The sequence below is a fragment of the Microvirga arabica genome (assembly GCF_016811235.1).
Classification (GTDB): Bacteria; Pseudomonadota; Alphaproteobacteria; order Rhizobiales; family Beijerinckiaceae; genus Microvirga; species Microvirga arabica.
Genome location: NZ_JAFBID010000032.1, coordinates 13,562 through 27,467, shown reverse-complemented (window position 1 = coordinate 27,467; position 13,906 = coordinate 13,562). Strand labels below are relative to the sequence as shown.

The 13,906-nt window shown below is 61.2% G+C and carries 14 protein-coding genes and 1 pseudogene; 11 read left to right on the top strand and 4 right to left on the bottom strand.

The genetic code is table 11. The annotated features are described in order from the left end of the window. Positions 1–4: 4 nt before the first annotated feature. Together JQC81_RS16710 and JQC81_RS16705 are read right to left on the bottom strand one after the other, a co-directional pair. Positions 5–880: a branched-chain amino acid ABC transporter permease gene (locus JQC81_RS16710; RefSeq protein WP_203272924.1), complete on the bottom strand. Its 876-nt coding sequence runs from the start codon at positions 878–880 to the stop codon at positions 5–7. A 121-nt stretch (positions 881–1,001) separates the two neighbouring features. Next, the gene (locus JQC81_RS16705) at positions 1,002–2,252 is read right to left on the bottom strand and encodes an ABC transporter substrate-binding protein (RefSeq protein ID WP_203272923.1); all 1,251 of its coding nucleotides are present in this window, start codon (positions 2,250–2,252) and stop codon (positions 1,002–1,004) included. A gap of 82 nt (positions 2,253–2,334) precedes the next feature. Between JQC81_RS16705 and JQC81_RS16700 the strand changes: the two genes are divergently transcribed. The 11 genes and pseudogenes from JQC81_RS16700 (at position 2,335) to JQC81_RS16650 (ending at position 12,401) form a co-directional block, all read left to right on the top strand. Next, on the top strand, positions 2,335–3,051 hold the full coding sequence (locus JQC81_RS16700; RefSeq protein ID WP_244445187.1) for a GntR family transcriptional regulator: 717 nt from the start codon (positions 2,335–2,337) through the stop codon (positions 3,049–3,051). Positions 3,052–3,135: 84 nt separating this feature from the next. Further along, on the top strand, positions 3,136–3,912 hold the full coding sequence (locus JQC81_RS16695; RefSeq protein WP_036349142.1) for an SDR family oxidoreductase: 777 nt from the start codon (positions 3,136–3,138) through the stop codon (positions 3,910–3,912). Positions 3,913–3,936: 24 nt separating this feature from the next. Next, positions 3,937–4,827 (top strand): NAD(P)-dependent oxidoreductase, encoded by an 891-nt coding sequence (locus tag JQC81_RS16690; protein WP_281400293.1) that lies wholly within the window; start codon positions 3,937–3,939, stop codon positions 4,825–4,827. Positions 4,828–5,098: 271 nt separating this feature from the next. Then, positions 5,099–6,088, top strand: coding sequence for a TRAP transporter substrate-binding protein (locus JQC81_RS16685; protein WP_203272921.1), 990 nt, complete (start codon positions 5,099–5,101; stop codon positions 6,086–6,088). An 83-nt stretch (positions 6,089–6,171) separates the two neighbouring features. Continuing rightward, positions 6,172–6,684 carry a TRAP transporter small permease gene (locus JQC81_RS16680; protein ID WP_203272920.1) on the top strand — a complete coding sequence of 171 codons (513 nt, stop codon included), beginning with the start codon at positions 6,172–6,174 and terminating at the stop codon, positions 6,682–6,684. After that, positions 6,681–8,000, top strand: coding sequence for a TRAP transporter large permease (locus JQC81_RS16675; RefSeq protein WP_203272919.1), 1,320 nt, complete (start codon positions 6,681–6,683; stop codon positions 7,998–8,000). Before JQC81_RS16680 ends, JQC81_RS16675 begins: the two co-directional genes overlap by 4 nt. Beyond that, positions 7,997–8,785: an SDR family NAD(P)-dependent oxidoreductase gene (locus JQC81_RS16670; protein WP_203272918.1), complete on the top strand. Its 789-nt coding sequence runs from the start codon at positions 7,997–7,999 to the stop codon at positions 8,783–8,785. The genes JQC81_RS16675 and JQC81_RS16670 overlap by 4 nt, the downstream gene beginning before the upstream one ends. Before the next feature lie 37 nt (positions 8,786–8,822). Next, a pseudogene (locus JQC81_RS16665) lies at positions 8,823–9,299 on the top strand (DUF2938 family protein); the annotation flags it as partial. A 145-nt stretch (positions 9,300–9,444) separates the two neighbouring features. Beyond that, complete coding sequence (locus tag JQC81_RS16660) at positions 9,445–10,419, top strand: tripartite tricarboxylate transporter substrate binding protein (protein ID WP_203272916.1); 975 nt, start codon at positions 9,445–9,447, stop codon at positions 10,417–10,419. 11 nt (positions 10,420–10,430) lie between these two features. After that, entirely contained in the window at positions 10,431–10,889 is a 459-nt protein-coding gene (locus JQC81_RS16655; protein WP_203272915.1) for a tripartite tricarboxylate transporter TctB family protein, read from the top strand. A gap of 12 nt (positions 10,890–10,901) precedes the next feature. Beyond that, entirely contained in the window at positions 10,902–12,401 is a 1,500-nt protein-coding gene (locus JQC81_RS16650; protein WP_203272914.1) for a tripartite tricarboxylate transporter permease, read from the top strand. Between the two features lie 30 nt (positions 12,402–12,431). On the opposite strand, the gene JQC81_RS16645 is transcribed toward JQC81_RS16650, so the two are convergent. Together JQC81_RS16645 and JQC81_RS16640 are read right to left on the bottom strand one after the other, a co-directional pair. After that, a complete protein-coding gene (locus tag JQC81_RS16645) occupies positions 12,432–12,977 on the bottom strand; it encodes a 2,4'-dihydroxyacetophenone dioxygenase family protein (protein WP_203272913.1) in 546 nt (181 codons plus the stop codon). 29 nt (positions 12,978–13,006) lie between these two features. Further along, positions 13,007–13,756, bottom strand: a complete 750-nt coding sequence (locus JQC81_RS16640) for an SDR family NAD(P)-dependent oxidoreductase (RefSeq protein WP_203272912.1) — start codon at positions 13,754–13,756, stop codon at positions 13,007–13,009. Between the last annotated feature and the right edge of the window lie 150 nt (positions 13,757–13,906).

Below are 13,906 nucleotides of genomic sequence, written 5' to 3'. Positions count from 1 at the left end.
CGATCTACTCGAATTTTTGGATGCGTTCGCCCAGCAATCCGCGGGGCCGCACGAGCAGCACGAGAGCCATCAGCAGGTACATCGAGGCTTCTCCCGCTGGGGGAAAGAAGTAGATGGTGAGGCCTCGGACAACGCCGACGAGGGCCGCTGCCGCAATCACGCCCCAGAAGGACCCCAGCCCGCCAATCACGACGACAACGAAGGCTGCCGTGAGGATCTCCGCACCCATGGCCGGATGCACGCCCGAAATCGGCGCCAGCAGGACACCAGCAAGGCCCGCGAGTCCGATGCCGATGGCGGCAATGGCTGTCATGTAGGGCTGAAGCGAGATGCCCAGGGCTCCTACCATATCCGGGTTTTGCACTCCCGCCCGGACCACGCGGCCGAACGCTGTGCGGTAGACTAGGAACCAGGTTGCGGTAACGGCCGCGAGAGCCACGCCGAAAATGATGAGCCGGTAGCGGGGATAGATGAAGTCGCCGACGAAAACTTGCCCTCTGAGGGCCGGGGGGATCGAGAAGGGCAGGGGAGCTGCCCCGAAGATCATCCGAAGGCTCTGCTCAATGATCATAGCGAGGCCAAATGTGAGCAGAAGGCTAAGGATAGGGTCGGAGCGATAAAAGCGCCGGAATAACAGGCGCTCGACGGTTACACCCAGCAGCGCCACGAGGACCGGCGAAGCCACGAAGGCTCCCGCGAAGCCGATCCTGGGAGCTAGCGTCACGGCGAGGTAGGCGCCGACGGCATAGAAAGCGCCGTGGGCGAGATTTACGATCCCGCCTAAGGAGAAGATCAGGGAGAGCCCCAGGGCGATCAGGAGGTAATAGGCACCCACCAGAAGGCCGTTCAGCACCTGCTCGAGGATGAAGACGAACGCCAAGCGAAAACCCCTTTCCCGTCCCGAAAGACCCCTGCCGCGAGGGAGACTCAAGCAAGCGCAATGCCGTGCTCGCCAGACAGGGCGGTTTGCCACCGCCCGGCCTGACCAGGCGTGAATCGTCTCAGGCCTGGATCTTGCACGTGCCGTCCTTAGGCGGGGCCAAGACCTCGAGGTCTTCGTTCGGGCCGGGGACGGAGCCTAGCGGCTCATAGATGTCCCACTGGTTGGCCATCTTTCCGGGCTCCTTCGCCCGCACGGCGTACATCTGCTGTACCATCTGGTTGTCGTAGGGCCGGAAGTAGCCTTCCCGGTTCTTCAGGATGTCGAACTTCGCGCCCTTGCGCAGATGCTCGGCCAGCTTCTGCGGGTCGGGGGATTTCAGCTCGTCAAACGACTGAGCCACGATCTTAAGGGAGTTGTAGTCGCCCCAGCTCTGGTTCTCGGGTGGCTTGCCGTATTTTTTGGTGAAGGCCTCGACGTATTTCCGGGACGAGGGTGTGTCGACCATATGGTGCCAGATCAGCGGCCAGATGCCGGAGAAATTGCCCTGACCGGCGCCCCAGGCAACGGCCGTATCGAATCCGAAGCCGGTGATCGGAAACTGGAGGCCGTATTCCGCATATTGCTTGATGAAGTTCGTGATCTGGTTGCCTGCGAGGTTGGAAGCGACGACATCGGGCCGGGCCTGCCGGATCTTGAGCAGGTAGGGGCTGAAATCGGTGGCGTCCGTGGGGACGAGCTCCTCGCCGATGAACTCTCCGCCGTTCTCCGACACGAACTTCTTGGCCACCTTGAACAGGTCATGCCCGAAGGCGTAGTCGGCGGTTAGGGAGTACCACTTCTTTCCCTTAATCATGTTCTCGTTCTTCAGGTACGTGCCGACGGACCTGACCATCATCGAGTTCGCGGCCTCGATGTGGAACATGAACGGATTGCAGCTTTCGCCGCGAAGCGCATCGGAATTAGCGCCGGTGTTGATGAAAACCGTCTTGGTCCGGTTGGCCACTTGACCGATGGCCAGGGCTGAGGCGGACGAGATTTCGCCGATGATCATGGCGACCTTGTCGCGCTCAATCAAGCGCTCGGCCTTGGCCGATGCCGTCTGCGGGTTGACCGAATCCTCCATCACGAGCTCGATCTTGCGACCCAGCACACCGCCGGCGGCGTTGATTTCCTCAGCGGCAAGCTGCACGCCCATCTGGGCGAACTCTCCGAGCGGTCCCAGGAAGCCCGTGATCGGCGTGAGGTGTCCGATCCGGATTACGTCGGATTGCGCCTTGACGATCGCGGGCATCCCGAGGCCTGCGAGCGCGGTGGCGCCGGCCGCTCCCTTCAGGAGCATACGACGAGTCAAGTCATCATAGTGTGCCATGGCCGTTTCCTTTCTCCCATGATGCTGTCGCATTACTTGCCGCGATCTGTGATCACAGTTAGACTGTCGGAAAATGAGCAACTTGTCGAGCCCCCGCCCCACCAAGACGCCGTCGGCCATCGCCCAGATCGGCCGGCTGGAGCGCGTTACCCTGGGCGAACGCGTCCATACCGAACTACGTGAGCTGCTGATGAGCGGTGAGCTCGCCCCCGGGCAGAAGATGTCCCTGCGCAGCGTGGCCGAAACCCTCGGCGTCTCGATGATGCCGGTGCGGGAGGCAGTCTCGCGGCTTGTCGCTGACCAGTCCCTGGAGGTGCTGCCGAACCGTGCCGTGCGCGTCCCGCTGATGAACCTCGCACGCTTCCGGGAATTGACGACCGTGAGGCTCGCGGTCGAGGGCTTTGCGGCGGAGCAGGCGGCCAGGAGCCGCGCGGAATCCGACCTCGCCGCCATGCGGCAGTTCGAAAAGGCGTTTCTTACCGAGGCCCGAAGCTCCGATCCTCATGCGGATCGGGCCGTGCGGGCCAACAAGGATCTCCACTTTGCCGTCTACCGGGCGACTGGCCTGCCCACGCTGGTGGGGATCATCGAGGGTCTTTGGCTGAAAATCGGACCAGTTCTGAATTTCGATCTTAAGGCCTCGCCCGAGCGGTTGCGAACGGGTGGCGCAGCCGGACATCACCGTCGTCTCGTCGCTGCAGTGAAGGACGGTGACGGAGCCGCCGCACGCAAGGCACTCATCGACGACATTGAAGGCGCGGCAAGTTTCATCGAGAGCACCGGACGTCTGCTGGACTAGGCCAGCGCCCAAGCTCTTGGGCATCACAAGACGAGCGGGCGCCGGGTGCAACGAGGGGCCGCTTCAGGGATGGAGACGACGAAGATGGACCTCAACATCGCCGGGTTGCGTGTGTTGGTGACGGCTGGCGCTGCTGGCATCGGGCTTGAGATTGCCCGTACCTTCCACCGTGAGGGCGCGCGCGTGCATGTCTGCGACATGGACCGCGCCGCTCTCCAGGAGGCCACCACGACCGATTCTGACCTGACCTCCTCCTATGGCGATGTGGCGAAACGAGCCGACGTCGCCCGAATTTTCGAGGAGGCTCTGGGAGTTCTCGGCGGGCTGGATGTACTCGTCAACAATGCCGGGATCGCAGGACCGACCGCCCGGGTTGAGGAGATCAACCCGGAGGACTGGGATCGCTGTCTCGAGGTCTGCATCACCGGGCAATTCAACTGCACGCGTCTTGCAGTGCCTTACCTGAGGCAAAGTCAGAATGCCTCAATCGTAAATCTGTCCTCCGCCGCGGGTCGGTTTGGTTTCCCCCTGCGCTCCCCGTACGCCGCTGCCAAGTGGGCCGTGATCGGCTTTACGAAGTCGCTCTCTCGCGAATTGGGCGAGGACGGCATCCGCGTGAACGCGATCCTGCCCGGGGTCGTCGCCGGCGACCGCCAGCGCCGGGTGCTTGAAGCCAAGGCCCAGCAGCTTGGTTTATCGTTCGATGAGATGCAGCGGCGAGCGCTCGCGAACACATCCTTGAAGGAATACGTGACGGCGCAGCAGCTCGCCGATCAGATCGTATTCCTGTGCTCGCCGCTCGGGCGCACGATCTCGGGTCAGGCCATTGCAGTCGACGGTGATCTTCAAGCTCTTTTCTGACAGGAGCCCTTAGGGAGTACGATTATGACAGGTATAGGCATCATCGGCATAGGACTCATGGGCCACGGCATGGCGAGGAACCTCATTGAGAAGGGGCACGCGCTTACTATCCTGGCCAATCGTAGCCGTGAGCGAGTGGACGACCTCATCGCTCGCGGAGCCACGGAGGCGAAAACCCCACGTGAGCTGGCGGCCGCTACCGAAATCGTGCTCACCTGCGTTCCCACTTCGGAGGATGTCGAAGGTATCGTCTATGGCGACAACGGTATGCTTGCCGGTGCGCGCGAGGGGTTCATTCACATCGATACTTCTACGGCCAACCCCGTGTCGACGCTCAAGATCGCCGCGGATTATCATGCCAGAGGCCTGCGTTTTGCCGATGCGCCGCTGGCGCGAACGCCGAAGGAGGCGCAAGAGGGGCGGCTCAACGTTATGGTCGGCGCCAGCCAGGAACTGTTCGATGAGATCCTGCCCATCCTCAAGTGCTTCGCCGAGAACGTATTTCGGGTCGGGGACCTGGGTGCGGGGCATAAGATCAAGCTCATTAACAACTTCATGGCGATGAGCCATGCAAGCGTTGTCGCAGAGGCAGTGGCGACCGCCCGCGCCACCGGAGTGGATCCGAAGGCCCTGTACGACTTGGTGTCGGCCGGCGGCGCGAATAGCGCGATGTTCCAGATGATCATGCCCTACGTGCTTGAAGGCGATGCAAGTCGGCTGCAGTTTGCCATCGCCAATGCTCGAAAGGATCTCAGCTACTTCATCGCCATGGCGAATGCTGCCAAGACGGTGGGGCTTGTGGGTCCCGCCGTCCTGCAGACTCTGACTCTGGCCTATGGACTGGGGCACGGCCATAAGCTGGTGCCGCATCTGACAGACGTACTCACGCAGTTGGATGGCCGCACGCAGGGCTGAGTAGTCCGCCTGAATTGGAGGTGCGCACTACACGCAACGGCAGCTGATCTGGCCTCTCCAGATCCTTCAAAAAACCTTCTGCGAGCATCGTCAGAGGGAAATGATGATCTATTGTGCAGAATAACTCGTCACAATGTAAATGCGAAGTACTCAATGAGGCTAATTTTGCTAAATGTGAAAGTTCATGCCGCGTCAGTATTGAAAAGTATTCCGTTGCCTTGCAGTATATTGACATGAGCTCCGCCAGAGGGCCATGAGGGAGGGAAGGAATATGAGAAGGATACTTACCGCAGGATTTCTCGGCGTAGGATTGGCTCTCAGCATTTCGGGCGTCTACGCACAACAAGCCATCGAGCTGCACGGCGCATCCCAGTTCAACGACGATCATGCCTTCACGAAATCGCTGGCCAAATTCGGAGAGCTCCTCAAGTCCTGCTACGGCAAACCGCTCAACATCGTGCTCCATAAGAACAGCGAACTGGGATTGGAGAAGCAGTATTTCGAATACATGTCTCAAGGACGGGCGGTGGATTTCGCCGTTGTGTCGCCAGCGCATATGTCGACCTTTTCAAAGGCGGCTCCTTTCATCGACGCTCCATTCCTGTTCCGCGATCTGGATCACTGGAACGCAGTGCTGGACCAAGACCTTCTGAAACCCATCGCGGACGAGATCGGAAAACGAGCCGACGTGATGCTGGTGGGGTATGCCGGCGGAGGTATCCGAAATATCTTTGCGACGAAGCCGCTCGGGAACATGGAGGGGCTCAAGAACCTGAAAGTCCGCGTTCAGGGCGCTCCGATCTGGAGCCGTACATTTCAGGCCGTGGGCATGGCGCCAACCGTCATCGCCTATAACGAGGTCTATAATGGCATTCAGAATGGCGTCATCGAAGCAGGCGAGAACGAGGCCGCGGGGGTCGAGCAGATGCGCTTCTTCGAGGTCGCACCGCAGCTCGTGATGACGCAGCACGCGATCACGATCCGTCCCATCGTGTTCTCAGGCAAGACCTTCCGCAAACTGCCGACCGAGCTGCAGGATTGCGTCGCGAAGGCGGGTAAGGAGGCTGGCGCTCACGGGCGTGAGATCGAGTCAAGCGAGGACACCGCAAAGCTCGAGGCGCTGGAAAGCGCGGGCAAGCTGAAACGTGTGCCGTTTGCTGACCGTGAGGCAATGAAGGCCGCAGTCGATCCGGTGCTTGCTGCCTACGCTAAGGAGATCGGTGCGGAGGAGATACTGGCCAAGATCAACGCCATCAAGTGAGGCTGCAGGACGTCGCTGGGCTGCTGGCCGGATTTGTCCAGCAGCCCTCCCGTATCGACGGAGATTGAACCGGAGAGGCAGCCATGACTGACGCGAGTTACGATCAGCCCGGCGTATGGCGCAAAGTATCTGCGCTTTATCATAGGTTCCTTTGCATCATTCTTGCAATTTCAATCCTGATCCTGATCGTCCCTGTCACTCTGCAGGTTTTCGCACGCTTTCTCCCCTTTCTGCCGCATTGGATCTGGACCGAGGAGATGGCTCGCCTGCTCTTCGTCTGGACCATCATGATCGGCGCCATCGTCGGAGTGCGCGAAAGCAAGCACTTCGAGGTCGACATGTGGCCATTGCTATCGGCAAAACCGAATGCGGCGCTGCGCCTGGTCGCCCGAGCAGGGATCGGCATCATCGCCTTCGTGTTTCTCTGGATGGGTGTCGAGTTCACCGAGTTCGCCTGGTACAGGCTATCCGAGCTGGCCGAGTTGCCGCTTTGGATCATTCATATCGCTTGGCCCATCGCCGGGTTAAGCTGGCTCCTGTTCCTAGGGGAGCAGGCCTACGATGACATCCGCATCCTCTCTGGGAAATCCGCATGACCGGCTCCATCCTTTCCTCGGGGCAGGCTGCTACGATCCTGTTCGGCCTCTTCTTCCTCTGCTTGTTCCTGCGCGTGCCGGTCGCGTTCTCCCTTGCGCTCGCATGCTTGCCTATCCTTCTGATAGAGCCACGCCTGTCGGCGATGACGCTCCTCCAGGAGACCTTCAACGCCTATAACTCGTTTATTCTGCTCGCAGTGCCGTTCTTCCTCCTGACGGCGAACCTGATGAATGGCGGCGGCATCACGAAGCAGCTGCTGCGGCTCTCGCGGGCGATGGTCGGCCACTTTCCGGGTGGGCTTGCCCAGATCAATGTCGTTCTATCCTTCTTCTTCGCCGGCATCTCCGGCTCCTCCACTGCGGATGCAGCCAGTCAGTCAAAAATCTTCATTGATGCACAGCGCCAGGAGGGATACGACGATAGCTTCTCCGTCGCGATCACAGCCGTATCCTCAGTGCTGGCCGTCATTATCCCGCCGTCGATTCTCATGATCATCTGGGGCGGTGTTCTCACCACCTCCATCGGCGCGCTCTTCCTTGCGGGCGTCATTCCTGGCGCGCTGATCGCCTTTGCACAGATGGCAACCGTGCATGCCTATGCGAAGATGCGCGGTTATCCGACCTATCCGCGCGCCACCTGGCTGGAGTTTGGGCGCGGCCTAGTGGTCTCCATCCCCGCGCTGATGACGCCGCTCATTATCATCGGCGGCAAGGTCTTCGGCTGGTTCACAGCCACGGAATCCGCATGCATCGCTGTCCTTTATGCGACATTCCTGAGTGTTCTCTACTACCGGCAGATGACATTTCGCGCCTTCTACGAAGCTCTTCTCGACACTGGCCGCTTCGCCTCGATTGCACTCTTCTGCGTTGGAACTGCCAGCGCCTTCGGATGGCTCCTCGCTTATTACAAAATCCCGCAGGCGATCCTTGCGAACGTCTCGTCCTGGGATCTGAGCCAGATCGGCATGGGCTTCCTGGTTGCGGCGACCTTCCTCGTCGTCGGGTGCTTTCTTGATGCGATTCCAGCAATCATCATCGTGGGGACGATCCTTCAGCCGCTCACCCAATCGGTCGGTATGGATCCGGTGCAGTTTGCGATGATCGGGATTGTCTCGCTGGCTTTCGGCCTCATCACGCCACCCTATGGCCTCTGCCTGCTCATCGCGTGCTCGATCGCTGAGATGCGTCTCTACGACGTCCTGAAGGATGTTCTCATCATGTTGGTGCCAATGCTCCTGGTGCTCGTGTTGATCATCCTGTGGCCTGACCTTGTTCTTTTCCTTCCAAGCCTCATCTCACCAGAGTTCCTGCAATGACATCATCCGAGGTTTATCCCAGCATTCCAGACCTTGCTGGAAAGGTCGTCCTCATCACCGGCGCGAGCACCGGCATCGGAGCGGCGGCAGCCATTGCGTTCGGGCGCAGCAAGGCACACGTGGCGATTCACTACAACGCGAGCGAGACCCCGGCACGGCAAGTCGCCGAAGAGGTTCAGGCCGCCGGCGGGGAGGCATTTCTGATCCAAGCCGATGTGACCGAGCCCGAGGCGGCCACGCGGGTTGTGGCCGATACCGTTGAGCACTTTGGCCGCCTGGATGTCCTCATCAACAACGCCGGCGGCCTGGTTAAACGAACGCCGGTCCAGGATTATACGGACGAATATGTCGATGCGGTGCTCGCGCTGAATGTCGATCAGGTCGTGCGCTTCGTGCGAGAGGGGGCATCCCATATGCGAGCGCAGCGCAGCGGCTCCATCATCAATGTCTCGTCGATTGCGGCCCGTCATGGCGGCGGACCAGGCTCGGTCATCTACGCGGCGGCCAAAGGCTTCATCTCGGTAGCAACGCGGGGCTGGGCGAAGGAACTCGTCAAGAATGGCGTCCGCGTGAACGCGGTTTCTCCGGGCGTCATCATGACCCCCTTCCACGAACGCTATTCGACTCCAGAGCAGTTGACCACCATGCAGGCCACCATTCCCATGGACCGACTCGGCACTGCGGAGGATTGCGTCGGCGCCTTCCTTTACCTCGCCTCGGACCGCCTCAGTGGGTATGTCACCGGCCAGATCATGGAGGTGAATGGCGGGCAGTACATGCCGTAGATGCGCCCCACGGGGGAATAGGAGCAGGGGCTGACAGATGATCGAATTTTTCTATCGCACAGTTCTCATCGGAATTGGCGCAACTGCCTTACTCGACCTGTGGGCGCTCTTCCTGCAGCGGTTCTTCAGGATTCCCGCACCGAACTGGAAACTGGTGGGGCGCTGGTTCTGTCACATTGCGGAAGGCAAGGTCTCTCACGACGATATCGCGCTCGCGCGCCCCTTTCCTCAAGAGCACGCGGTTGGCTGGCTGGGCCATTATGCGGTTGGCATCGCCTATGCGGGTTTGCTCCTGGCCCTCGCCCGCCCCGACTGGCCTGCGGCACCGAGCCCGGCACCCGCGTTGGCTTTAGGCCTCGTCACCGTGGGAGTCGGCTGGTTTCTGCTGCAGCCCGGCATGGGCGCCGGCATCGCAGCATCCAAGCGTCCCAACGCCCGACAGGTCAGGGCCATCAACATCGCAGGTCATGTCGTTTTCGGACTTGGGCTCTACGGGAGCGCCCTGCTCATCCGTTGGGACGGCACGTTCAGAATCTGGTTCAACACCAGGCGACAGGAGGTGGAAAACAAGTCAGATTGGCCAATAATCATTCTGTGACTCAACGTCAGTCAAAGACCGACTCCACCAGAACAAGGAGCCGGCATATCGGGAGGAAAGAATGCTACGCCGTAATTTCCTGAAGACATTCGCTGCTGCTGCCCTTTCGCTCGCTGCCGCTGCCGGGTCCGCCTGGGCAGCTTATCCTGAACGGCCGATCACCATCATTGTGCCCTGGGCCGCTGGAGGCGGGACGGATGCGACAGCCCGTATCATCGGCTCGCTGCTCGAGAAGGAGCTCGGTCAACCAGTCAATGTCGTCAACCGGACCGGCGGCAGCGGCGTCGTCGGGCACGAGGCGATCGCGGCAGCGGCTCCGGACGGCTATACCTTGGGGCTGGCTACGGTGGAAATCGGGATGCTGCATTGGCAGGGGCTCACCGAGCGCGGCTACAAGGACTATACGCCGATTGCGCTGATGAACCTCGATCCCGCCGGCGTGCAGGTACGCGCTGATGCGCCCTACAAGACCGTGAAGGATCTGGTCGAGGACATCAAGAAGAACCCGGGCAAGTTCAAAGCCTCGGGCACGGGGCAGGGCGGCATCTGGCATCTCGGTATTGCCGGTATGCTCGATAGTCTCAACATTGATCCCAGCACGGTACGGTGGGTGCCGAGCCAGGGAGCTGCGCCAGGGCTGCAGGATCTGGTTGCGGGCGGCGTCGAGATCGTCCCCAGCTCCCTGCCGGAGGCGCGCTCACTCATCGATGCCGGTCGCGTCAAGAGCCTTGCCATCATGAACCCCGAGCGTAACCCGGCCTTCCCGAACGTTCCGACGCTGGAGGAGGAGACCGGCAGCAAGTGGGCTATCGGCGCCTGGCGCGGCATCGTCGGGCCGAAGGGCATGCCCGAGGACGTTACGAAACGGCTCACCGAAGCGCTGGACAAGATCTACAAGGGCAAAGAGTACAATGACTTCATGAGCCAGCGGGGCTTTGGTGTGAAGTTCGCGGCCGGCGACGAGTTCCTGCAATTCTGGAGGAAGAGCGACGAGGATCTCGGAACCGTGATGAAGAAGGTCGGACTCGCCAAGTAGAGGCTGTCCCGATGCGCGTCAATGATGCGGTAATCGGCATCCTGCTCCTCGCCTTTGCGATTGCGACATTTGCTTATGCGAGGACGCTTCCGGCCATTCCGGGGCAGGAATACGGCGCAGCCGTCTTCCCCATGCTCATCGCCGTCGGCCTTGGCGGGTGCGGCGTCGTGCTGGTCGCTTCGGGACTGCGGCACTGGCAGGGCGCGGTGGTCTGGAGCGACTGGGCGCGCACGCACCATTCCTGGACGAAGCTGGCAGTCGTCGTCGGTCTGGTCATGACCTACATCCTGACCGCGTCGACGATCGGTTTCGTCCCGGTTTCGATCCTTGTCCTCCTCATCTTTCTGATGATGATGAGAGTGCGCTGGTGGATCGCCGCAGCGGCTGCGATCGCTACAACGATGCTGATCCAGCAGACCTTCGGCGGCCTGCTGCGGGTTCCCCTGCCACTCGGGCTCCTTGGGCCCTGACCCGGTGATGCCATGAGTGCGATCACGACCGCTTTCGGCCTCGTGTTCCAGCCGTCCGTGCTGGTGACCATCCTGCTCGCGGCCATATTCGGGCTCGTCGTCGGTGCGATTCCGGGCCTGACCGCGACGATGGCGATTGCGCTGCTCGTTCCGGTGACCTTCTTCATGGATCCCGTCCCGGCGGTTGGGGCCATGGTGACCTGTTCCGCCATGGCGATTTTCGCCGGAGACATTCCGGGTACGCTGCTGCGCATTCCGGGAACCCCCGCCTCGGCGGCCTACACCGACGAGGCCTACACGATGACCCGCAACGGCGAAGGAGAGATTGCGCTTGGCGCAAACCTGCTCTTCTCCGTTATCGGCGGATTGTTCGGGACAGTGGTGCTGATCCTGTCCGCTCCGGTTCTCGCCGAGGTCGCCCTGCAGTTCAGCTCCTTCGAGTATTTCTGGCTGGCCCTGCTCGGGCTCACCTGCGCCGTGTTCATCGGCACGGCGTCGCCGGTCAAAGGCCTCGTCAGCCTGTTCATTGGCCTCTTCGTCTCGACCATCGGGCTGAACAATCCTGCCGGCGTGCCCCGTTTCACCTTCGGAAACACCGAGCTCACCGGAGGTGTGAACTTTATCGCCGCGATGATCGGCCTTTTCGCCGTGTCCGAGGTCTTCCGGTTCGTGATCTCGCGCAGCGTGCAAGCCACGCCGCAGGCCGTCGTAGGCAATCTCTTCCGCGGCTGGGGCCGGATGATCGTGCAGTACTGGCGCCAGCAGGTGCGCGGAAACGTCCTGGGCACGATCATCGGCGCCTTGCCGGGCGCAGGCGCTGATATCGCGGCCTGGGTGAGCTATGCCGTCAGCAAGAGGCTGTCCCGAACACCCGAAAAGTTCGGGAAAGGACACGTGGAAGGCATTGTCGAGAGCACGTCGGCGAACAATGCGGCCCTCGCGGGCGCTTGGGTACCGGCGCTTGTCTTCGGCATTCCGGGCGACAGCATCACCGCCATCGTCATCGGCGTGCTCTATCTGAAGAACATGAACCCGGGGCCGACGATCTTCCTGGAGAACCCGCAGTACATCTACGCGGTGTTCATCATCTTCATTCTCGCCAATCTCGTGATGCTGCCTCTGGGCTGGGCCGCCATCAAAGGGGCCCGGACCATCCTGCGCATCCCGCGCGAGATCCTGATGCCGTGCATCCTCATGTTCTGCATCGTGGGCGCCTTCGCCATCAACAACTCCGCCTTCGGCGTGGCCGTGATGCTGGTTTTCGGCGTGCTCGGCTTCCTGATGGAGGAGAACGACATTCCGGTCGCTCCCTGCATCCTTGGCATTGTGCTCGGCCCGATGCTTGAGGAAAACTTCGTGACTTCCATGATCAAGTCGGATGGGAGCTTCCTGGCGTTCTTCGAGCGGCCCATCGCGGCCGGGCTCGGAGTGGCCACGCTGCTCGTCTGGTTCGTGCCGGTGCTGCTGGCGGCGCTGCGCTCCCGGCAGGCCGCCATTCCGCGGGAGGGCTGACGCCTCCGATGAATGGGAATAGGCTCGATCTCAGCGAATGAACTGATCAATGTAGTCGGCGCCGAGGCCGTTTTTCGCATAATGTGCCCGGCACTTCTCGATGCGGGTGAAGACGTCGTCGAAGCCGGTCGCATTGCCATCCGGATCGACATAGATCATGGCACCGTTCACCTGGAACAGGGTGATCATCTCCTCGACGTGCGGATCGACGACGAGCGTATGCGTCTCACCGGGAGCCTCGTAGGCATAGGAGCCCTCGGTCGCAATCCAGTCATGCTCGAGATACCGCCATTCTCCCTTCAACACGAACGCATGCACTGGTTGCGGATGGCGGTGGCGCGAGAGCACGCCTGACTTTCGCACGCGCAGAAGGTTCATCCAGTATCCGCGCGAAGTTGCAAGGAGCAGCGGGCGGAACCACACGTTCTCCTCTACAGGAACCCAGATCCGTTCGTCCGTCGGAATGGCGTTCGGGACTACGAGCTCCGGCGGGGAGTCCTTAGGCTGCGGATGCCGGTAGGGCACCCACCTGTCGTTCACCGGTGTAATGGGGGAGGTGGTCTCTGAGCTGGACATGCGATCTGCTCCTGTGGGCTCTGCTGTATTTACATGGTCAGATAACCGCCATCGATGGCCAGGATGGCACCCGTCACGAACCGAGCCGCGGGCGAGGCCAGGAAGATGGCGCCGCCAGCCACTTCCTCTGGGGTGCCCCAGCGGCCCATAGGCGTGCGGGAGAGGATAGGGCGGCTGCGCTCTGGATCGTCCTGGAGTGCCTGCGTGAGAGGTGTCGCGATCCAGCCCGGTGCGACGGCATTGACGCGGATGCCGTCGGCCGCCCATGCGGCGGCGAGGCTCTTGGTCAGCTGGCCGACGCCGCCCTTCGAGGCGCTGTAGGCAGGAACCCGAGGACCGCCGAAGAAGGTGAGCATGGACGCGACGTTGACCACCGAGCCCTTGGTTTCGAGCAGCTTTGCTTTCGCCGCGGAGCAGACCCGCATGGCACCAGTCAGGTTGACCGAGATGACGTCTGCAAAGACCTCCGGGTCGTGCTCCATGTCACGGCGGATTACGCCTGCGGCATTGACTAGGACATCCAAGCGGTTGAACTGCGTGAGCAGGTGGTCGATTGACCGACCATCACGGACGTCGAGAACCGTAAACGAGATCCCTGCATTGGTCTCGTCGTCCGCCGCTCGCATCCGCTCGGGTTCCCTCGCTCCTGTCGCTGTGACATCGGCGCCCAAGTCTCGGAAGGCCCTAGCGCAGGCAAGGCCGATTCCGCTTGTGCCGCCCGTGATCAGAACGGTTTGGCCGTTGAATAGACGAGGGGCAAAAGCATCAGTGATCGGCATGCCGCTGTTCTCTCCAGGATATTGGTCAGATGCTCGGCTAGGTTCGAAACATAGTGCTTGAATAGGTGTAGCCAAGTAAACTCTACCAGGGGGCATTGGCCACTGCCGAGGGCGTCAGGCAACTCACATGGAGAATTGCCGGAGTGGTCG

Coding starts and splice junctions, on each gene's coding strand:
- JQC81_RS16640 (WP_203272912.1), bottom strand. CDS start 13,756: ATGCCGATCACTGATGCTTTTGCCCCTCGTCTATTCAACGGCCAAACC.
- JQC81_RS16690 (WP_281400293.1), top strand. CDS start 3,937: ATGACAGGTATAGGCATCATCGGCATAGGACTCATGGGCCACGGCATG.
- JQC81_RS16685 (WP_203272921.1), top strand. CDS start 5,099: ATGAGAAGGATACTTACCGCAGGATTTCTCGGCGTAGGATTGGCTCTC.
- JQC81_RS16670 (WP_203272918.1), top strand. CDS start 7,997: ATGACATCATCCGAGGTTTATCCCAGCATTCCAGACCTTGCTGGAAAG.
- JQC81_RS16655 (WP_203272915.1), top strand. CDS start 10,431: ATGCGCGTCAATGATGCGGTAATCGGCATCCTGCTCCTCGCCTTTGCG.
- JQC81_RS16645 (WP_203272913.1), bottom strand. CDS start 12,977: ATGTCCAGCTCAGAGACCACCTCCCCCATTACACCGGTGAACGACAGG.
- JQC81_RS16650 (WP_203272914.1), top strand. CDS start 10,902: ATGAGTGCGATCACGACCGCTTTCGGCCTCGTGTTCCAGCCGTCCGTG.
- JQC81_RS16705 (WP_203272923.1), bottom strand. CDS start 2,252: ATGGCACACTATGATGACTTGACTCGTCGTATGCTCCTGAAGGGAGCG.
- JQC81_RS16660 (WP_203272916.1), top strand. CDS start 9,445: ATGCTACGCCGTAATTTCCTGAAGACATTCGCTGCTGCTGCCCTTTCG.
- JQC81_RS16680 (WP_203272920.1), top strand. CDS start 6,172: ATGACTGACGCGAGTTACGATCAGCCCGGCGTATGGCGCAAAGTATCT.
- JQC81_RS16675 (WP_203272919.1), top strand. CDS start 6,681: ATGACCGGCTCCATCCTTTCCTCGGGGCAGGCTGCTACGATCCTGTTC.
- JQC81_RS16695 (WP_036349142.1), top strand. CDS start 3,136: ATGGACCTCAACATCGCCGGGTTGCGTGTGTTGGTGACGGCTGGCGCT.